General features: G+C 64.1%; 17 protein-coding genes. 10 read left to right on the top strand and 7 right to left on the bottom strand.

The window, feature by feature from the left end; genetic code table 11:
• Window positions 1–295: 295 nt before the first annotated feature.
• The 5 genes from D3F03_RS15690 to D3F03_RS15670 are packed head-to-tail and all read left to right on the top strand — an operon-like array spanning window position 296 to window position 7,481.
• Window positions 296–2,284, top strand: coding sequence for an HAD family hydrolase (locus tag D3F03_RS15690; RefSeq protein ID WP_119110377.1), 1,989 nt, complete (start codon window positions 296–298; stop codon window positions 2,282–2,284).
• Between the two features lie 20 nt (window positions 2,285–2,304).
• Window positions 2,305–3,423, top strand: coding sequence for a phosphoribosyltransferase-like protein (locus D3F03_RS15685; RefSeq protein ID WP_119110376.1), 1,119 nt, complete (start codon window positions 2,305–2,307; stop codon window positions 3,421–3,423).
• Window positions 3,416–5,335 carry a hypothetical protein gene (locus D3F03_RS15680; protein ID WP_119110375.1) on the top strand — a complete coding sequence of 640 codons (1,920 nt, stop codon included), beginning with the start codon at window positions 3,416–3,418 and terminating at the stop codon, window positions 5,333–5,335. The genes D3F03_RS15685 and D3F03_RS15680 overlap by 8 nt, the downstream gene beginning before the upstream one ends.
• Before the next feature lie 3 nt (window positions 5,336–5,338).
• Window positions 5,339–6,394: a hypothetical protein gene (locus D3F03_RS15675; protein ID WP_119110374.1), complete on the top strand. Its 1,056-nt coding sequence runs from the start codon at window positions 5,339–5,341 to the stop codon at window positions 6,392–6,394.
• A gap of 22 nt (window positions 6,395–6,416) precedes the next feature.
• Window positions 6,417–7,481 carry a carbohydrate kinase family protein gene (locus D3F03_RS15670; protein ID WP_119110373.1) on the top strand — a complete coding sequence of 355 codons (1,065 nt, stop codon included), beginning with the start codon at window positions 6,417–6,419 and terminating at the stop codon, window positions 7,479–7,481.
• On the opposite strand, the gene D3F03_RS15665 is transcribed toward D3F03_RS15670, so the two are convergent.
• The 3 genes from D3F03_RS15665 to glmS form a co-directional block, all read right to left on the bottom strand.
• Window positions 7,443–8,039, bottom strand: a complete 597-nt coding sequence (locus D3F03_RS15665; RefSeq protein ID WP_119110372.1) for a riboflavin biosynthesis intermediates N-glycosidase — start codon at window positions 8,037–8,039, stop codon at window positions 7,443–7,445. The two genes, D3F03_RS15670 and D3F03_RS15665, sit on opposite strands and share 39 nt — an antisense overlap.
• On the bottom strand, window positions 8,036–8,317 hold the full coding sequence (locus tag D3F03_RS15660) for a hypothetical protein (RefSeq protein ID WP_158606172.1): 282 nt from the start codon (window positions 8,315–8,317) through the stop codon (window positions 8,036–8,038). Before D3F03_RS15660 ends, D3F03_RS15665 begins: the two co-directional genes overlap by 4 nt.
• Before the next feature lie 667 nt (window positions 8,318–8,984).
• The gene (glmS, locus tag D3F03_RS15655; protein WP_119110370.1) at window positions 8,985–10,895 is read right to left on the bottom strand and encodes a glutamine--fructose-6-phosphate transaminase (isomerizing); all 1,911 of its coding nucleotides are present in this window, start codon (window positions 10,893–10,895) and stop codon (window positions 8,985–8,987) included.
• A gap of 118 nt (window positions 10,896–11,013) precedes the next feature.
• Here glmS and D3F03_RS15650 point away from each other — a divergent pair, with 118 nt between their 5' ends.
• From D3F03_RS15650 to D3F03_RS15635, 4 genes are all read left to right on the top strand, one after another.
• Window positions 11,014–11,505 (top strand): Lrp/AsnC family transcriptional regulator, encoded by a 492-nt coding sequence (locus D3F03_RS15650; protein WP_119110409.1) that lies wholly within the window; start codon window positions 11,014–11,016, stop codon window positions 11,503–11,505.
• 115 nt (window positions 11,506–11,620) lie between these two features.
• On the top strand, window positions 11,621–12,607 hold the full coding sequence (locus D3F03_RS15645) for a DnaJ C-terminal domain-containing protein (protein ID WP_119110369.1): 987 nt from the start codon (window positions 11,621–11,623) through the stop codon (window positions 12,605–12,607).
• A 3-nt stretch (window positions 12,608–12,610) separates the two neighbouring features.
• Window positions 12,611–12,955, top strand: coding sequence for a chaperone modulator CbpM (locus D3F03_RS15640; protein ID WP_119110368.1), 345 nt, complete (start codon window positions 12,611–12,613; stop codon window positions 12,953–12,955).
• The gene (locus D3F03_RS15635) at window positions 12,952–14,052 is read left to right on the top strand and encodes a diguanylate cyclase (protein ID WP_119110367.1); all 1,101 of its coding nucleotides are present in this window, start codon (window positions 12,952–12,954) and stop codon (window positions 14,050–14,052) included. The genes D3F03_RS15640 and D3F03_RS15635 overlap by 4 nt, the downstream gene beginning before the upstream one ends.
• Before the next feature lie 86 nt (window positions 14,053–14,138).
• Here D3F03_RS15635 and D3F03_RS15630 read toward each other — a convergent pair whose 3' ends face one another.
• The 3 genes from D3F03_RS15630 to D3F03_RS15620 all read right to left on the bottom strand — a co-directional run bounded on the left by D3F03_RS15630 (window position 14,139) and on the right by D3F03_RS15620 (window position 16,813).
• Window positions 14,139–14,906, bottom strand: a complete 768-nt coding sequence (locus D3F03_RS15630) for a sensor histidine kinase (RefSeq protein WP_119110366.1) — start codon at window positions 14,904–14,906, stop codon at window positions 14,139–14,141.
• Window positions 14,907–14,932: 26 nt separating this feature from the next.
• A complete protein-coding gene (gene glmU, locus D3F03_RS15625) occupies window positions 14,933–16,363 on the bottom strand; it encodes a bifunctional UDP-N-acetylglucosamine diphosphorylase/glucosamine-1-phosphate N-acetyltransferase GlmU (RefSeq protein WP_119110365.1) in 1,431 nt (476 codons plus the stop codon).
• A 78-nt stretch (window positions 16,364–16,441) separates the two neighbouring features.
• Window positions 16,442–16,813, bottom strand: a complete 372-nt coding sequence (locus D3F03_RS15620) for a DUF2917 domain-containing protein (protein ID WP_119110364.1) — start codon at window positions 16,811–16,813, stop codon at window positions 16,442–16,444.
• A gap of 116 nt (window positions 16,814–16,929) precedes the next feature.
• On the opposite strand from D3F03_RS15620, the gene D3F03_RS15615 reads away from it, so the two are divergent.
• Entirely contained in the window at window positions 16,930–17,934 is a 1,005-nt protein-coding gene (locus D3F03_RS15615) for a LysR substrate-binding domain-containing protein (RefSeq protein WP_119110363.1), read from the top strand.
• 76 nt (window positions 17,935–18,010) lie between these two features.
• On the opposite strand, the gene tyrS is transcribed toward D3F03_RS15615, so the two are convergent.
• The gene (gene tyrS, locus D3F03_RS15610; RefSeq protein ID WP_119110362.1) at window positions 18,011–19,243 is read right to left on the bottom strand and encodes a tyrosine--tRNA ligase; all 1,233 of its coding nucleotides are present in this window, start codon (window positions 19,241–19,243) and stop codon (window positions 18,011–18,013) included.
• Window positions 19,244–19,422: the final 179 nt, after the last annotated feature.

Below are 19,422 nucleotides of genomic sequence, written 5' to 3'. Positions count from 1 at the left end.
GATATTGCAAGTCGTCGCTGCGATCGACTTGCGCCGGTGGCAGAAATGCAGCGTTTGCTGTCACTCGACACGGAGGCGCGTGTTCACGGTTTCGTAGACGAATAGCGGTCGCTCACCGTAGCAGTTGGACGCGCGCCCCCAGACTGGGCTGCTGTCAAACGGCCGAGATTGCGGGCCGGATGGCGCTCGGACTCCGAGCCGATGATCTCGGGTTAATAGCGTTAACGTCAAGCAAACTGAAAGACCCTGTCTAGGGCTGACCTAACTACAGCGTCGAAAGTTGGGCGCCTTGCCCATGGCAAGTCTTCAGCGTCGACAACGCGATAATGCAACAGTTTGGCAAAAAGGAGCGCTTTTGGGCAAACCATATTCGGACGAGCTGGATGGCTTTGCTCGTACCTTTCAGTGGGTCGGTGAGCAGCCGGTTGATCAACTGCGTCGTTTTCTGAGTCGGTGGAGTGGAGATCATGTGGCCGTGGTCGGCTCTGGTGGCTCGTACTCAGCGGCGTTCGTCGTCGCCCTGTTCCGTGAGCTTGTCCATCATTCCCCCACTTCGGCGGTCACCCCGCTCGAGTTCGAGGCCATGCTGCGTCGGCTCTCGCCGCACGCACTGCTACTGTCGGCTGAGGGCAAGAACCGAGATGTGCTCGCGGCAGCCCACGCTGCGCAGGCCGCCGACCTCAGCAGTGCCGCGCTGGTCCTCACGACATCGAACCCGCTGCTCGAGTTCGCCGCCGCGCATACATCGCTGCGAGCCTTTGCCTTCCAGATGGACTGGGGCAAGGACGGCTACCTAGCGACGAACTCACTGCTGGCCACCAGCATGTTGGCCTACCGCGCGTTTTTCGGCCACAACGATTTCATGGCGCAGCTCGGGCCTCTGTTCCACCCGGGGCGGCTTGCCGCACGCCGCGATCATTTCCGCTCGTGGACAGGGCTCGAGCGCGCGTGCCGGTCTGGCGTGCTGGTCCTGTTCTCGGCCCAGGCCAAGCCGTTCGCGATGGACTTGGAGTCGAAATTTGCCGAGGCTGCGCTCGCCCATGTGCAGCTAGCGGACCTGCGCCAGTTCGCCCACGGCCGGCATCTGCAGCTCGCAGCGCATTCCCCAATGGCGGTGGTCCTGGTGACGTCGGCCGAGGAAGCCCCGCTCGCCGCTGCCACGGCTCAACTGCTGCCGCCCACCGTGCAGCAATGGACGATCGAGCTTGATGGTCTGCGCGAGCAAGACACGGCAATCGCGGGCCTGATCGATGCCATGTTCGTGACCGATGCCTTTGCGCAGGCGGCCGGCTTTGATCCTGGCCAGCCGGAGGTGCCGGAATTCGGGCGTGCCATTCACGCCATCGATTCGGCATCCGTGTTGCAATCCTTGCCCAAGGTGCAGAGCCGGCTGGAGCTCGCGGCGCGCCGCAAGGAGGCTCCACAAGGTCGGCGCGAACGGGCGGCGAAGCCCAGTGTCGTGGCGGCTGCAGCCGACTATGCCGACACCCTGACCCGGGCCGAGGTCAAAGCGATCGTCTGCGACTTCGACGGCACCTTGTGCCGGGCCGAAAACCGTTTTGATCCGATGGCCGTCGAGCATGCAGAACAGGTGTCTTCGCTGCTCCGCCAGGGCATGGTGCTGGCCATCGCGACGGGTCGAGGGAACTCTCTGTATGACGACTTGCGCAATAGATTTGCCCCCGAGCTGCACAGCGCCATCACCGTGGGCTACTACAGCGGGTCGCTGATTGCCCGGCTGGACGAACCTTTCGAGCAGCCGCCGGCCAACGCCGCCTTCCAGGATCTGTGGGATTGGCTCCAGAAGTCGGTATACCACCAGCACTGCAAGCCTTTGTCGGATCTGGCCCGCGGCGGTCAGCTTAGCATCCGCCTGGATAGCGCCCATGAATGCTCCCGCTTGCTCGTGGCCGTCCAGCACTGGCTGGAGCGCAACGGCTTGCGCGGCTGGCGCGCCTTCAGCTCCGGACACTCCATCGATATCCTGGACGCGGACACATCGAAAAGAAAGATCGTTGCCCACGTCGCTTCCCAGTGCCAGATCGACCCGAACACCGAGATCCTGCGCTTGGGCGACGCCGGTCATGAGGGAGGCAACGATTACGAGCTGTTGAGCGAAGGCCTGAGCCTGAGCTGTGAGCGCGTGTCGGTCGACCTGGCCACGTGCTGGAATTTTGGTGCGTCGGGCAGCAACCAGGTCGATGTGACCAGTACCTACCTGCGCGGTCTCTCACGCCACGGTAGCGCGTTCCGGCTACTGCCGGCGGCCCTGTTCGGCACGTAGCCTTCGATCCTGAACACCCCATGAAGCACGAGACGGCCTTTAAATTCATCGGCGAACAGCTCAACTGGACGGATGCAGATTTCGCGAAGGAGTTCCGCGAGCTGCAACTGATGATCGACCACAAGTACGACGGCTACCAGGGCTTCCAGCCGGGCACGCGGTTTCACGTCAACCTGCTGAACTGGCTCAGCCAGTTCTCGACTATGGCGGAAAAGAAGACCGCTTACCAGTTCGTCAAGGACCGGCTGGCCTATGTGAGCCAGCGCGAGATGCACCACCTTGTAAGCTTGATGATGCCCACCATCGAGCGCAACGCGCATCACCGTGTTGCAAAGGAAATGCAGATCCCGCTGTACAAGACGTACATCGACCAGGCCGCCATCGACCGCGTCGCGCAGTTGCTCCGTCGCACGCTCTATGTCGGCTTGAGCGATGGCGCGCGCATCGACGTCTTCCGGCGCTACAACGAAGGCAAGGTCTCCAACGAGCAAGTGGTCGCATTCAGCGAGATCACTACTGCCAAGTGGGAGGATTTGCAGAAGGAACTTCGGAAGAGCCTCAAGGCATTGGGATTGAGCCAAGAGGCCGTGGAGGCTAGCGCGACGTTCGAGGCAATCTGCTTGGTCGATGACTTCTCGGGATCTGGCTCATCACTTCTTCGCAACGATCTAGAGAAGGGGTGGGGCGGCAAGATTAAGAAGTTCTGCGAGTCCAGCGTGGATCGCTTCGGCAAATTTTTGGCCAAGGATTGCATGCTGCATGTCCATCATCACCTTGCATCAGCGAAAGCGCGCGCGCAGATCGTGCAGGATCTGAAGGACTTCGCCCCCGAGTTCACTCTGTTCCAGTACGACACATCGTTCTCATACGTGCTGCCGCCGGAGGTGGTGATCGACGACCAATGCGAGGACGCGGGGCTCACTGCCTTGATCAAGGCGCACTACGACGCTGATATCGAAGACGAGCACACCAAGAAGGACATTTGGTACGGCTACAAGCAGTGTGGCTTGCCCCTCGTTCTTGAGCACAACACGCCTAACAACTCGATCGCGCTCCTTTGGGCCGATTCAAAATCAGAAGCAACGCCGCGCATGAAGCCGCTGTTCGCACGCCGCAAGAGGCACTCAAGTCATGGATAACCCATTCAAGAAGCGCCGGACGGAACTGATCACCGACCGGCGAACGCTGCTCTCGCTCGTCAGCTCCGTCCCCATCGAGGAGTTTTTCGAGCCCGAGAAGAAGCAACTGCTGGAAAAGCTCACGCTGGTGGTGGGCACGCCCGGTTGCGGCAAGACGACGATCGCCCAGGTCGTTGAATTTGAGTCGCTCTACAACCTGTGCTTGGAGACAGCCAGCCCGATCAACCGGGATCTCGTGGATGTGCTCACGGGCCACGAGCTGATCAAGGACGGCTTGCCGGCCATCCTGGGGCACCGCTTGGCGATGTCGACCAATTTCCGCGACATCTGGGAGCTGCCTTATTCGGAGCAGACGCGGCTGGCATTGCTGCGCGCCTTCCTGCAGTCAAAGGCTGTCCTTGGCTGGTTCAATCAGTTGGACGTGATGGGCGTCTCGCTAGAGCATGTTGAGATCGTGATGGGCGCCAACTCGGAGTCGGTGTTCACGACGACAGCGGCCGATCGCGCGGAGAGCTTCCGCGAGTATGCGCGCAGCATTGAGCTGGCCATCTTCAAGATCGTGACCTCGCTGGTGCCGCCAGACGAAAAGGACATGGCCGAGAACTTTCTGAATACGAGCTACGACGTGTTCGAAGTGCTCCGCGGCTTCCGGGTTCGCCGCTGGCCCGGGTCGCCTGACGCACCCGTCGATACCGATGTCGTCCTGCGCCCGATGATCATCGTCGACGACGCGCACGAGTTGCATCCGACGCAATTCACGCAGTTGCGGGACTGGCTGAAGACCAAAGCCATGGGCGTTTCGCGTTGGCTCATGTGCCGCCCCGACATCGTCTCGGCCGACGACTATCGGGAAGCCCTGGCCAAGGACGTCATCGCCGAAGAAGACATGCAGCCGGGGTCGACACGCGATCGCGACTACATCATGAAGCTGATGCAATTGGGGACCGCAAAGCGCTTCAAGCATGTGGCAACGGACATCGCGAGCCGATACATTGCCAGCATCCCCGAGTTTCGCCGCCGCGGCATCTCGGACCTCAAGCCCCTGCTGAACCAGACCGCTGCGGTCGAGCTCGCGCCAGGGGTCTATCGGCAGCTCGAGGAGAAGGTCGACAAGCTCGCCCAAGATGCACGCTTTTCGAAGACACTCGTGGAGTCTCTGCATGCACGCGTGCGAGAAGACGCTCTGGCGGACGAGTCGCTGGCGGCACTGCGGATCCTCATCTATCGGGAGAAGAATAAGACCCCTCAGATCGATCTTCTGGGCGACGATGAGCTGCTGGACGAGCCGGTCTCCGACGACAAGAAAGTCAACTCCACGGTTCTGGAGGGTGCACGCGTGCAACTGATGCACGAGTTCGAGCGGCCGTACTACTTCGGCATGGACAAGCTCATCGCGGCCAGCAACTGGAACATTGAACAATTCGTTCGCCTAGCCGGCACGCTGGTCGATGAGCTGTTGGCGCGCGTGATTCGCAACCGCGAGCCCTACTTGGCACCCAAGGCGCAGCACGTCGCTCTGGTGGGGCAGGCCAAGCAAGCGATGGCCGACTGGGACTTTCCATACAACGCGGTGGTCCGTGCGCTGGTCAAAGAGATTGCCGTGCAGTGCCTGGCCAAGACCCTGCAAGGGAATGCACCGCTCGGCGCGGGTGCCAATGCCATCGGCATCCCGCAGGAGGAGATGGATGCAATCCTGCGGCGCGACGGGCGCCTGGCACGCGTGCTGCACTTTGCGTTTGCCTACAACGCCCTTATGTTCGTGCCTGGCTACCGCTGCAAGAACAAGGTCTGGTGCCTGCTGGAATTGGGCGCGCTGCCGAACCTCGCGTATGGGCTCACGCTCAACCGCGGTGGCTTCATTGAGAGCACACTTCGCAAGCTGCAGGCGATGGTCCCAGGGGAGGGGGCGTAGCCGATGAATCACATCGTCAGCCAGGGCGAGGACTGCGCCCAATTTTTCCGCGACTACATCACGGCGGATCGCAAGGTGCTCTGCATCGCGACGCTTGGCTTCAATGACATCTGTCTACACTTCCCCCTGACGCTGGCCGGATTCGCGCAGGTGGACTTCCTGTTTCTCGTGGAGGACCGGCCCGAGGTTTCCGAAATTTTGCGTGCCGCAGCCGTCCGCAACCAGGATGTGCTGATGAAGGTGCTAGCCCAACGGAAGGTGACTTTCGAAACGATCGAGATCGTGGCGTCTGAAGACACGGCGAATGTGGCTGGACGGCGGGCTGCTCAAACTTGCAGGAAGGCTCTGCAGCAGAGTTACACCGACGTGTTTGTCGATGCCAGTTCGATGTCACGTGGGGTCTGTTTCCCCGTGGTGAAGTACGTCTTCGAGGAGTCGAAGAAGCCGGGTCATGCCTGTGCGCACGTCATGACCGCCGGCCGCAACTGTTCGACGATCAAGGTTCAGTCGACCTCGAGCGACTCACCGCAGTTTGTGCATGGCTTCCAGGGCGTGATGGATACATATCAGATGGATAAGGCCATCAAGCTGTGGATCCCGCAACTGTCAGAAAATGCAGTCACGTCACTAAGCCGTATCCAGAGCAAACTTGCCCCTGACGAGACATGCCCCATTCTTCCTTTCCCGTCCTGGGACCCTCGCCGCGGCGACAGGCTTTTAAAGGAGTTCCAAGGGCCCTTCCTAGACGACTGGAACGTCAACCTGCTGGACGTTATCTACGCCCACGAGTCGAATCCGATGGACGTCTGCATGACGATCATGCGGATTCACCGCAGCCGCACGGATGCGCTTTCCGCTTCCTGCGCGGTGCCCTCGGTCACCGTGCTCTCGCCATCTGGCTCCCGGATTGGCAGCGTGGGAATGTTGCTGGCAGCGATGGAACAGGATTTGCCTATCATGTACGAGGAAAACATCGGTTACTACTCCCCGTTGTCTTCCGTCCCCGACCTTTCGCAAAATCCGCCTGAACACCTTTGGCACATCTGGCTTCGCCCGTAAACACACAGCCGAGATCCCGCACATGAGGACTACAACCCCCTCCATCGCCGGTACGGGTCTGTTTGCGCTCGACGTAATCGTCCGGCTGGACGGTTCCAAGGCCACTCCGAGTCTCGGCGGCTCGGCCGGTAATGTGCTGTCAATCCTGGGCGCTCTGGGCTGGGGTGCCGCGCCGATGGGCTTGCTGGGCGACGACGCCGCAGGCCACACCATACGACGCGACTTCGAGCGCGTGGGTGCCGACACGCGTTTGCTGCGGCGCTCCATAGCCCGTTCCACGCCGGTGATCTTCCAGCACCAACTCGACAGGCAAGCCGCCCAGGACGATGCGACACATCGTTTTACCTTTGCCTGCCCGAACTGTGGCGACCGACGCTGCCCTTACTGGGAAGACGATCCCGAGTTCGCGGATGTCCGAGCCGATTTGCCGCCGGCTAGCGTCTTCTACCTGGACCGACCGACCCGACTCGGCGTGGCGGCCGCTGAGCAGTACGCGTCCTGTGGTGCGACCGTGGTCTTCGAGCCGTCGGCTGTGGGCGACGACGTTGGCCTGTTCGTGAGAGCCGCGCGCGCTGCTCACATCGTCAAGTATGCGGATGAGCGACTCGGAGATCTGGGCGCCTACCACCTGCGGCCCGACGGCATTGAAATCCAGACCCGTGGCTCGCATGGCCTGCGGTTCCGTTGCGGGAAGGTGGATCGCTCGTGGACCTACCTGCCGGCCTTCCGACTGCCTTTCATCCACGACACCGCCGGCGCTGGCGATTGGTGTACCGCTGGCATGCTGTACGAACTGTTCGGCGCCGCCGCTGGTGTTCGGACCATCGATCGCAAGACGATCGAGCATGCGCTGGCATTCGGCCAGGTGCTCTCGACCCTGAACTGCATGACGGAAGGGGCTCGCGGCTTGCTGGCCATCTGGTCTCCCGATCAGATCGTTCGGGCCGCTCGCTCCGCAACGCAAGCGCGTACGGGGTCGGGCCAGTTCGTAGATCAGACCTTCCGCAGCTTTGCGCACGACGTCGGTCTGACGTCGTCGACGACGGCCTTACGCGGCGATGGGTTCGGCTGCTGCTCCCAGCTTTGACCGAGGCGCTTCGTCGACGGCCGCGCTTGGCCGCGCGGCGCGGCGCTTGACCGGTGTCTTGGGCTGGGTCTTTACAGGCGCAGCAGCCGCCGCGAGTTCCGCGCGCACTTCCATGAGCAGTTCGCCCAGCTTGTTCTTGCCGACGCCGTTGACTTCACCCCAAAGGCGGTTCACGGCATTGTTGACGGTGGCTGATTCAACCAGGCGCGCCGTACCGGTGCTCAGGAGCAGTTCCTTCAGATCCTCGTGCTGCGTGAACTTGGCCTGAAGAACGCGCTTCATCCGGTCGAACTTGATCTTCGACCAGTCGGAGTTGATGTCCCAGACGTAGAGACCGTGGGCGGCCATGGCCAACAGTGCGGGAGAGGGGGCTTCCATTAACCACTTCCGCACCTCTGGCTTGCGCGCCTTCCCGGCCTGATAGGCGTGCTCGGAGGTCGCAAATTTTTCGCCCTCAAACTCGATCTCACGCCGGTACAGATTGCTAAGGGCGCCGTACGGCTTCTCGCTGGCACGGTAGAAGCGCACTTCAGTCGGCTCGATCTTGATTTTGGTCATTTCTGGTTCTCCTGGGCCGTTTCGGCACTGATAGGGTCATGTGGTGCCGCATCGCGCCAATGCTCCAGCACCTGTATCGCATCGTCCGCTTTGAGGGCGGACATCAAATTGAGCAGACCGTTCATCGCCATGGGCGAGGTAGCGCCGCGCATCCACTCGGCCATTGTCCGCTCGCTGGTGCCGGCCATTTGCGCCAGGTCGCGATAGGTCAGGCGGCGGCCCTCAGAGACCTGTAGCCGCCGCATGATTTGACCTAATGCTTCCTGTATTTGAGACACAAAAATTTATGGATTAATAACGTCATATTGTCTCATAAATACAGAAAACTGCATAAAAATAGTGAAACTACTGTAGTATGAATTGGTGGCAGCCACGGCATCAGTGGCACGCCCTGGTTCGGTAGGGATTGGGTCGCTCATGATGGAGCCTGCAGGCCAGCGCGCGAATTGGTAGGCGCGACAACCTAGACAGCGGGAGGGCAACCAACGATGAACTAGAACACCTGTGCTGCTTGTGCGCCCCGGGCTCCGCGGGCTCTCGCGAACCTCATTGGCCAAGAAGTTCGCGTTTGTGCGGGGTGTCGCTTGTTTGTCTATGCATCACGAGAGCAGTTGGTCAGCAGTTAGCGCTCGAACGACTGCAACCAGCCTCTTGCAGTCATCGGAGCGTTTAGGAGCTGCTCGGGCCGCAAAAACTTCTCGAAAAACCAAAGAAAAAGAGCGCTCAAGCTGAGTGCTCTTTTTTATATAGCAACAAGCCCAAACAGGGCTGCGGTTTGCTTCGTATTTCTAGGTCGTCTCTGCCTGTCAAGTTCGAGTTTACGACTTTACTGTTACAAATGACCACCCCGCAAACCCGCATAAATGCTGGAGGCTTGTTTACGACTTTATTTGCGTGTTTACGACTTTAATTACCCAGAATAGCCCCTGTATTCCCGGCCCTGCCTCACTCCACCGTAACCGACTTCGCCAGGTTTCTGGGTTTGTCCACATCCGTCCCCTTGGCCAGAGCAGTGTGATACGCCAGCAACTGCAGCGGCACCACGTGCAGGATGGGTGAGAGCGCCCCGTAGTGCTCGGGCATGCGGATGACGTGCACGCCCTCGCCGTTGGCAATGCGCGTATCGGCGTCAGCCAGCACATACAGCACGCCGCCGCGCGCGCGCACCTCCTGCATGTTGCTTTTGAGCTTTTCCAAGAGCGCGTCGTTGGGCGCCACCGTCACCACCGGCATGCTGCTGGTCACCAGCGCCAGCGGGCCGTGCTTGAGTTCGCCAGCCGGGTAGGCCTCGGCGTGGATGTAGCTGATTTCCTTGAGCTTGAGCGCACCTTCCATGGCAATCGGGTAATGCAGGCCCCGGCCAAGGAACAGGGCGTTTTCCATGCGGGCGAAATCCTCGGCCCAGGCGATGAGCTGGGGTTCCAGCGCCAGCACCGCCTGCAAGGCGACGGGCAGGTGGCGCATCGCCTTGAGGTGGGCGGCTTCCTGCTCGGGGGTCAGGCGCCCCTTGGCCAGCGCCAGCGCGAGCGTGAGCAGGAACAGGCCGGCAAGCTGCGTGGTGAAGGCCTTGGTGCTGGCCACGCCTATCTCGACACCGGCGCGCGTCACATAGGCCAGCTTGCATTCGCGCACCATGGCGCTGGTGGCGACGTTGCAGATGGTCAACGTGTGTTCCATCCCCAGACTTTGCGCATGGCGCAGGGCAGCGAGCGTGTCGGCCGTTTCGCCCGACTGGCTGATGACGACCACCAAGGTGCGCGGGTCGGGCACGCTGGTGCGGTAGCGGTATTCGCTCGCCACTTCCACCTGGGTGGGGATGCCGGCAATGTCTTCAAGCCAGTAGCGCGCCGTGCAGCCGCTGTAGTAGCTGGTGCCGCAGGCAAGAATCAGCACGCGGTCGATCTGCTCGAACACGCGCCAGGCAGCCGCGCCCGGCGCGCCGTTGTGCTCGGGGCCGTCGAAAAGTTCGGGGACGATGCCGGCCACGCCTTCGAGCGTGTCGGCAATGGCGCGCGGCTGCTCGAAAATTTCCTTTTGCATGTAGTGGCGGTAAGGCCCGAGATCCACCGCGCCGCTGTGGGCGTGCACGGTGCGCACCGGGCGATCGCCCTGGCTGAGCGGTTTGCCGCTGCTGCCCACAATCCAGTAGCGGCCGCGCTGCAGATCGGCAATGTCGCCTTCTTCGAGGTAGACGATCTGGTCGGTGACGCCGGCCAGCGCCATGGCATCGCTCGCCAGGAAGTGCGCCTCGCCACCCGCTCCCACACCCAGCACCAGCGGCGAGCCGGCGCGTGCCCCCATCACGCGGTGGGGCTCATCCTTGTGCATCACGGCAATGGCATAGGCGCCGCGCAGCTCGGCAATGCTGGCCTGCACGGCGGCAAACAGGTCGCCGCTGTAATGGTGGTCGATCAGGTGGGCAATGACTTCGGTATCGGTTTGGCTGGCAAACACGTACCCCCGCGCCTGCAAGCGCTCGCGCAGCTGCTCGTAGTTTTCAATGATACCGTTGTGCACCACGGCGACACGGCCTGGCTGCTCCGCGGCGCCCGGCGTGCAGCCATGGCTGAAATGCGGATGGGCGTTGTGCACCGCAGGTGCGCCGTGCGTGGCCCAGCGGGTGTGGGCAATGCCGGTGCCGCCGCTCAAGTGCTCGGTGCGCACCTGCTCCAACAACTCGGCCACACGCTGGGTGCTGCGCGCGCGCACCAGGCCTCCGGCGGCGGCGGGATTCAGGCTGGCGGCGTGAATGGCCACACCGCAGGAGTCGTAGCCACGGTATTCGAGGCGCTGCAAGCCCTGGACGAGGGTGGGAACGATGTCATGGAGCGCAACTGCGCCAACGATGCCGCACATGGAAAGCCTTTGCTGTGGAAGGAACAGCCGGCATGCTAGGTGCGGCGACTAGAAATGTGTGGCATTGTTTTCAACAAATTATTTCCATAAAATTCATTCAATCAAATATATGAAATTTATGGAAAATTTATTGCTTGATAAAGTTGATAAAAAACTTCTCGCTGCCTTGCAAGAGGACGCCACGCCCACCAACCAGCAACTCGCTGCACAGCTGGGGATATCCCCTCCCACCTGCCTGCGCCGCGTGCGCCGGCTGCGGGAGGCCGGGCTCATCGCGCGCCAAGTCGCCATCTTGCAGCCCGAGGTGCTGGCAGCGGCATTGGGCCATGGCCTGCACGCGATTGGCGAGGTGCTGCTCGACCGCCAGACCGCCGAGGCGCAGGACGCCTTCGAGGCGCGCGCCGTGGCCGAGCCCTGCGTGGCGCAGTGCTGGCGCATGGCCTCGGGGGCTGACTTCGTGCTGGTGCTGCAGGTGCGCGACATGCCGCACTACCTGGAGCTTGCCGCGCGCCTGTTCACGCAGGATGCCAACGTGCGCAACGTCAAACTGCACTTCGCCACACGCCGAGCAAAATTCGAGACAAAACTGCCTCTTGCGCAGGCGCAGTAAGCGCTTGCTGCTATCAAACTTTTCTCACTTTGAGACAAAGTCCGACGTGTGACGCAAAGCGCCTGGCTTAGAGTTCACACTATGGCCTGAGCCACCCCAACCGGAGTCCTGACGCATGGAATTCAAGGATTACTACCAGACGCTGGGCGTAGAGAAAAGCGCCAGCCAGGACGCGATCAAAAAGGCCTATCGCAAGCTGGCGCGCAAGTACCACCCCGACGTGAGCAAAGAGGCGGACGCCGCCGCCAAGATGGCGCAGTTGAACGAGGCCAACACCGTGCTCTCCGACCCGGAAAAGCGCGCCGCCTACGACAGCGTCAGCGCGCAGGCAGCCGCCCAAGGGGCGCGCGGCGGCGGCGAGTTCCGCCCACCGCCGGGCTGGGATACCGGTTTTGAATTCTCGGGCGGCCCGTCCGATGGCGGTGGCGACTACAGCGACTTCTTCGAGCAGCTTTTCGGCCAGGCTGCGCGCCAGCGCGGCGGTGCAGGCGGGTTTGGCCAAGGCGGCGGCCATGCGGCCCGGCGCGGCAGCGACCACCACGCCAAGATCGAGCTCGATTTGCTCGACGCCTACCAGGGCGGCACGCGCACGCTGTCGCTGCGCGCCGCGCGCCCTGGCCCGGACGGGCGCATGGCGAGTGAGGAACGCAATCTCGAGGTGAAGATTCCCAAGGGCGTGCGCGAAGGCCAGCTCATTCGCCTCGCTGGCCAAGGCGCCCCGGGCATAGGCGACGCACCGGCGGGGGATCTGTTCCTGGAAGTGCACTTCCGGCCCGATGCACGCTGGCGCAGTGTCGAGCGCGACGTGTACCAGCCGCTGCCACTTGCTCCGTGGGAAGCAGCGCTGGGCGCCAGCGTCGAGGTGCAGACGCCCAGCGGCACCGTCGAAGTGACCATCCCGGCGCGCTCGCGCGCGGGGCGCAAGCTGCGCCTCAAGGGCCGCGGCATTCCCGCGGCGACGCCGGGCGACCTGTACCTGGAGATCGACATTGCCCTGCCACCGGCCGACAGCGACGCCGCGCGCGCTGCCTGGACAGCGCTTGGCAAAGCGTTCCCCACGTTCAACCCGCGCGCCCCCTCGCAAACTCAGCAAGGAGCCTGAACCATGCCCCATGCCTTTCACCTCCCTGCCCAGATGGCGGAACTGCTGGGCGACGACAGTTTGAGCCTCGAAGAACTGGCCCGCGCCTGCCGCCGCGCACCCGAATGGGTGAGCGAACATGTCGAAGCCGGGGTCATTGCCCCCCAGCCCGCCGACGCAGTCAGCGGCGGGATGGTCACCTGGCGCTTTGCCAGCACCACGCTGGTCCGCGCGCGCCGCGTGGCCCAGCTTGAGGCCTGCTTTGATGCCGACCCGCATCTGGCGGCGCTCACCGTGGATTTGATGGAGGAAGTGGGCGATCTGCGCCGCCAGTTGCGGCAACTGCGCCCCCCCGTGCCTGGGTCATGACAGCCGCCCCGCAGCCTGCCCCCAAGCACCGCAGCGCCAGCGCGCGCGCAAACACCTACCGCAGCATTTACCCGCTGCGCATCCTGGGCATGGGGCTCGGGCTGTGGGTGATCTGCAGCGTGTTGATTCAGACCGGCGATCTGGCGCGCTTTGGCTGGCTGGCGCTCGTGACCCTGGGGCTGTGGCCGCACCTGGCCTACCTGCACGCGCGCACCAGCCGCAACCCCTACCGCGCTGAAGTCCGCAACCTGCTGATCGACTCGGCCATCGTCGGCCTGTGGATTCCGCTGATGCACTTCAACCTGCTGCCCTCCGTCGTGCTCGCGGTGATCACCACGCACGACAAATTCGGCACCGGCATCAAGCGGCTGTGGCTGTATTCGCTGCCTGGCATGGCAGGCATGGCGCTGCTGGGCACGCTGGTACTGCGCCCCGAGCCGGTACTGGCCAGCTCGCTGTCCGTCATCATCGCCACGCTGCCGGTGATCGTGCTGCACAGCCTGGCGGTGAGTTTCACGAGCTACCGGCTGATTCGCACCGTGGCGCGGCAAAACAAGGAGTTGAAAGCGCTGCGCCAGCGCGATGCGCAGACCGGGCTCTTCGCCCGCGCACACTGGCAGGAGCAAGCCCAGGCCGTGCTGGAAGGCGCGCGCCGCAGCGACCGGCCAGCTTGGCTGCTGATGATCGACATCGACCACTTCAAACCGATCAATGACGTACACGGCCACACCGTGGGCGACGAAGCGATTCGCGTGGTGGGCGAAGTCATCCGCGAATCGGTGCGCGACCGTGATTGCGCCGGGCGCTATGGCGGCGACGAGTTCGCCGTGGTCTGCGCCGATACCGACGAAGCCCATGCCCATGCCATCGCCCAGCGCATCCGTGAGCGCATCGAAGCGCTGCGCCTGGCCGAACTGCCCGAGCTGCGCCTGACCAGCAGCATTGGCATGGCGCGTGCCAGCCACAGCCACATGACACTGCGCGACTGGCTCAATGCGGCCGACGCAGCGCTCTACCGCGCGAAGCACGAAGGCCGCAACCAAGTGGCCAGCGTGTTCGGCGCGCTGGACGGCGGCGAACTTCAGCGCCCCTATTGATAGCATTTTCGGCCTCTAACGCTTATCTGACAAGCGTTTATAGCTACTTAAAAAATAGCAATATTCCGCTAACCCGGCTAACCCGGCTAACCCGGCCATTGCACGGTGACCGTGCAGCCCTGACCCACCGCTGCCTGCGCGCTGACGCTGCCGCCGTGGCGCCCGGCAACGGCCGCCACCAACGCCAAACCCGCGCCCACGCCTTCGAATTCGCGCTCGGGGTGCAAGCGCTGGAACAGATCGAACAGGCCCTTGGACTGCGCCTGATCGAACCCCACACCGTTGTCTTGCACGCTCAAGCGGCACAGGCCCGAGGCATCGCGCGTGCAGGCAACCGCAATGTGCGGTGCCGGACAGGGGCGCGTGAACTTGATGGCGTTGGCCAGCAGCTCCTTCAGCAGCAGGCGCAGCTGCTGCGCGTCGGCTTGCACAGCGGGCAGTGGCGAGGCGATCTGCCAGGCGATGGCCCGGCCCTGGGAAACGCTGGAGAGCTCATTGACCACTTGTGCCAGCAGGTGCTGCAGGTCCACGGTTTCGATCCGCAGCGGCGCCGCCTGGATGCGCGAGAGCGCCAGCAGGGCATCGAGCATGCGGCCCATGCGCTGGCCCGCCTGCTCCATGGTGCCCAGAAACTCCAGCGCTTCTTCGCGCTCGGGGGGCGGCAGGGCAGCGGGCTCCAGAATTTCGCGCAGCAGCGGTGCGAACGCCGTGACGTGGCGCAGCGGCGCGCGCAGGTCGTGCGAAATGGCCCGCAGCAAGTCCTGGTGCGCGGCCCGCAGGCGCGCCAGTTCCTGTGCGGGCGTCTCACCCTGGGGGGAGGTGGACGAAAAACCTTCGGGTGCGGTGCCGGTCATGCTCTCGCTCCTTCGGCGCGCCGCTCTCAGGGCGCGGGTTTCTTGGCCGGCCGTTTCCAGCCGGTGATGTTGGTTTGCCGTCCGCGCGCCACGCTCAGCGCGCCAGCGGGTACGTCCTTGCTGATGGTTGAACCGCCGCCCACCGTGGCGCCCGCGCCAATGGTGACCGGCGCCACCAGCACGCAGTTGCTGCCGATGTGCACATCGGCCCCCATCACCGTGCGGTGCTTGTTGGCTCCATCGTAGTTGGCGGTGATGCTGCCGGCGCCGTAGTTCACGCGCTCGCCCACTGTAGCGTCGCCCAGGTAGGCCAGGTGGTTGGCCTTGGCGCCGTCGGCCAACTGGCTATTTTTCACCTCGACGAAATTGCCAATGTGCACCTCGCGGCCGAGCTGCGCACCGGGGCGCAGCCGGGCAAAGGGGCCGACCAGCGCGCCCTCGCCCACCTGCACGCCAGCGGCTTCGCCGTCGATGTGCGTGAAGGGGTGAATCACCGCGCCCGCTGCGATGCGCGCATTGGCAATGCAGCAGTAGGCGCCGATGCGCGCCCCCTCGCCCAGTTCGACCCGGCCGGTGAAGATGCAGCCGACGTCGATCTCCACATCCTGCGCGCACACCAGTTCGGCGCGTGCGCCGCTGCGGGCGTCGTCGCGCAGGTCAAAGCGTACCGGGTCGGCCAGGCGCACGCCTTGCTCCATCAAGGCGGCGGCGCTGCGGGTCTGGTGGGCACGCTCCAGCTCGGCCAGTTGCGCCGGGCTGTTGACACCCGCCACCTGCACCGCGTCGTCGATGGTGTGCGTGGCCACCGGCACGCCCTGCGCCACGGCCATCGCCACCACCTCGGTCAGGTAGTACTCGCCCTGGGCGTTCTGGTTCGACAGGCGCGGCAGCCACTGCAGCAGCAGGCGCGCGGGCACGGCCAGGATCCCGCTGTAGACCTCGGTAATGGCGCGCTCGGCGTCGCTGGCATCTTTTTCCTCGACGATGCCGCACACGGTGCCGTCGGCGCCGCGCACGATGCGGCCGTAGCCCTTGGGGTCGGGCAGGCGCACGGTCAGCAGCGCCAGCGCCTGGTCGGCGCAGGCCTGCACCAGGGCGCGCACGGTGTCCGGCTGGGTCAGCGGCACGTCGCCCGAGAGCACGACGACGGTGCCGTCGTCCTGCAGCAGCGGCGCCGCCTGCTGCACGGCGTGGCCGGTCCCGAGCTGCGGCTCCTGGCGCACGAATTTCAGGTTGAATTGGCCTCCAGCGCTTACCACACCTGCGCAAGCAGCTTCTACTTCCATAGCGCCATGGCCGGTGACGACAATGGCGCTGCGCGCGCCCAGCGCGCTCGCCTGGCCCAGCACATGCTGCAGCAGCGGACGGCCCGCCAGGCCCTGCAAGACCTTGGGAAGGCGGCTTTTCATGCGCGTGCCCTTGCCGGCAGCCATGATCACGGTGTCAATGGGGTTCATGCTTCGCGTCTGTGCACCGGGCGGCGCCCGGCCTCGCGCCGCATTATCCCCGCCGCCCGTTGGGGCCGATGGGCTGGCTCAGCAGCTTGCCGTCGGGGCGCAAGCAGGCGCGCGGCGCAGCACCTGGCGCTGCACGGCATCGGGCCGCTGCCAGGCAAAGCGCAGCTCCATGCCACGCGCCGCCTCGATCAGCACGCGAGAGCCGGCCGGCACGCGCAGCGTCTGGCCGGCGCACACAAAGACGTCGCCCGCGCGCGAACCACCCGGCTCGAACGGGCCGCGGCCAAACGTGAGCCAGGCACAGCCGGAATCGATGCGCAGCAACTGCGCGCGGGGCGCCGACAGCCGGGCCACCTCGCCCGGCGCCAGGCGCTGTCCGGCAGCGGTGGCGGGCAGGGCAGACGCGGCGTCCGTGCTACGGCTACGGAACAACGATGCGGGGGCGGACATGAGAAGCTCCTGAAAATGCAGTGATGAGGCTTGTCATGGTCGGCGTTCAGACCCCATCCGTCCAATGAAAACGCCTGGCTGCATTGATGCACCAGGCGCATCAATAGAATGGTGCCATGGCAAACGCATCCAACCCGCCTCTTTCGCGCCCACTGCCCCGCAGCCGCCCCGTGGGGCTGGGCCACTGGCGCGCGTTCCTGGCCGTGGCCGAGCACCTCAACTTTCGCGCCGCGGCCGAGTCCCTGTCGCTCACGCAATCGGCCGTCAGCCGCCAGATTCAGGCGCTGGAGGACGAAATCGGCCTGCCGCTGTTCCTGCGCCATACGCGGGCCGTGGAGCTCACCGGCTCCGGCGCCCAATTGCTGCGCAGTTGCACGCCCGCCATCGAGCGCATTGATGCCGCCGTGCGCCTGGCGCGCCAGAGCGCAGGGCGCAAAAGCGTGGCCATCACCACCTGGGCCAGCTTTGCCTCGATGTGGCTGATTCCGCGCATGGAGGATTTCCAGCGTGTGCACCCGGACATCGACATCCGCATCGACGCCAGCGACCTCGCCGTCGACCTGGACACCTCGGATGTCGACCTGGCGCTGCGCTACGGGCTGCCCGGCCACCGCATGCAGGGCGGCCAGCGCCTGTTTGGGGAGCAGCTCGCCGTGGTCGCCAGCCCCTGGCTGCTCAAGGCCAGCGGCACGCCCAAGATGCCGGCCGATCTGGCGCACTTCACGTTGATTGAAGCAGGCGATGCGCACCGCACGGCGAATCTCGAATGGCTGAGCTGGCGGCGCTGGTTCGATACGCAGGGCTGCGGCCAGCTCCAGCCCAAGCGTTGGCTGTATTTCAACTACGCGCACCAGATCGTGCAGGCGGCCCTGGCCGGCCAGGGCCTGGCGCTGGCGCGCATGCCGCTGATTGCCGATGCGCTGGCCTCAGGCGACCTGGTGGAGGTGATGCCGGGCCACCGGCTCGATTCGCCGCTGGCCTACTGGCTGCTGACGGGCCCGCGCAGCAGCCAGCGGCCCGAAATCCAGGCCTTTTGCGCCTGGCTGGCCCTCGAAGCCGAGAGCACCCGCCGCGCCATTGGCGACATGCCCGACCCGGACACCCTGGCCTCGCCCTATTAACGCTATTAATTAAATAGCTTCAAGCGCTTACCAGATAAGCGATAGAGGCTATTTTTAGCCAAAAATTAGGCGCGTTTCAGGCGAGCACCACGCGCGCAAACCTGCGCTTGCCCACCTGCACCACGTAGCTGCCTGCCGCCAACTTGAGGCCCCGGTCGCTCACCACGCCGCCATCCACGCGCACGCCGCCACCGTCGATCAGGCGGTTGGCCTCGCTGGACGAGGGCGCCAGGTTGGCCTGCTTGAGCAAAGCGCCAATCCCCAGCGGCGCGCCCGCGAGCTGCACTTCGGGAATATCGTCCGGCACGCCGCCCTTGCTGCGGTTGGCGAAATCCTGCTCGGCCGCATCGGCCGCCGCAGCGCTGTGAAAGCGCGTGGTGATCTCCTTGGCGAGCATCACCTTGGCATCCTTGGGGTTGCGCCCGCCTTCCACCTCGGCCTTGAGCCGTGCGATCTCGGCCAGCGAGCGGAACGACAGCAGCGTGTACCAGCGCCACATCAGCGTGTCGGAAATGCTCAGCACCTTGGCGAACATGGTGTTCGCCGGCTCGCTGATGCCGATGTAGTTGTTCTTGCTCTTGCTCATCTTCTCGACGCCGTCGAGCCCTTCGAGCAAGGGCATGGTCAGGATGCACTGCGGCTCCTGGCCGTATTCCTGCTGCAGGTGGCGGCCCATGAGCAAGTTGAACTTCTGGTCGGTGCCACCGAGTTCCAGGTCGCTCTTCAAGGCCACGGAGTCGTAGCCCTGCATCAGCGGGTAGAGAAATTCGTGCACGCTGATCGACTGGCCGCTGGTGAAGCGCTTGTGGAAATCGTCGCGCTCCATCATGCGCGCCACCGTGTATTTGGCGGCCAGGGCAATCATGCCGCTGGCGCCCAGGGGCTCGCTCCACTCGCTGTTGTAGCGAATCTCGGTGCGCGCCGGGTCCAGCACCAGGCTGGCCTGGCGGTAGTAGGTTTCGGCGTTCACCTTGATCTGCTCGGGCGTGAGCGGCGGGCGCGTGCTGTTGCGGCCGGATGGGTCGCCGATCAGGCTGGTGAAGTCACCGATCAGGAAGATCACCTGGTGGCCCAGGTCCTGCAACTGGCGCATCTTGTTGAGCACCACGGTGTGACCGATGTGGATGTCGGGCGCCGTCGGGTCCAGGCCGAGTTTGATGCGCAGCGGCTGGCCGGTGGCCTGCGAGCGGGCCAGTTTTTGCACCCACTCCTGCTGCGGCAGCAGTTCGTCGGCACCGCGGAGCGACACTTCCAGCGCTTGTCCTACAGTCTCAGTGAGCGGAAAAGTTGTAACAACTGAATGATTCATAAGGGTTTTCAAGGGTGCCTCTGGCGGCCGGTTGGCTATACTGCGGGCCACCTCGCCGTCGCGGATTCTAGTAGCCACCCCGTTTATGCGGCTTGGTTTGCACTGCCGGACGGCCCTCCTGACAGTATGTGCGCCTTGGTAAGCCCTCGACCGACCCGGTCGCCTGCCGTGCCAGACCC

This window comes from Simplicispira hankyongi (assembly GCF_003570885.1).
In the GTDB taxonomy this organism is placed as follows: Bacteria; Pseudomonadota; Gammaproteobacteria; order Burkholderiales; family Burkholderiaceae_C; genus Simplicispira; species Simplicispira hankyongi.
Note: the sequence above shows the minus strand (reverse complement) of the source record. Positions and strands in the feature narration are given on the sequence as shown.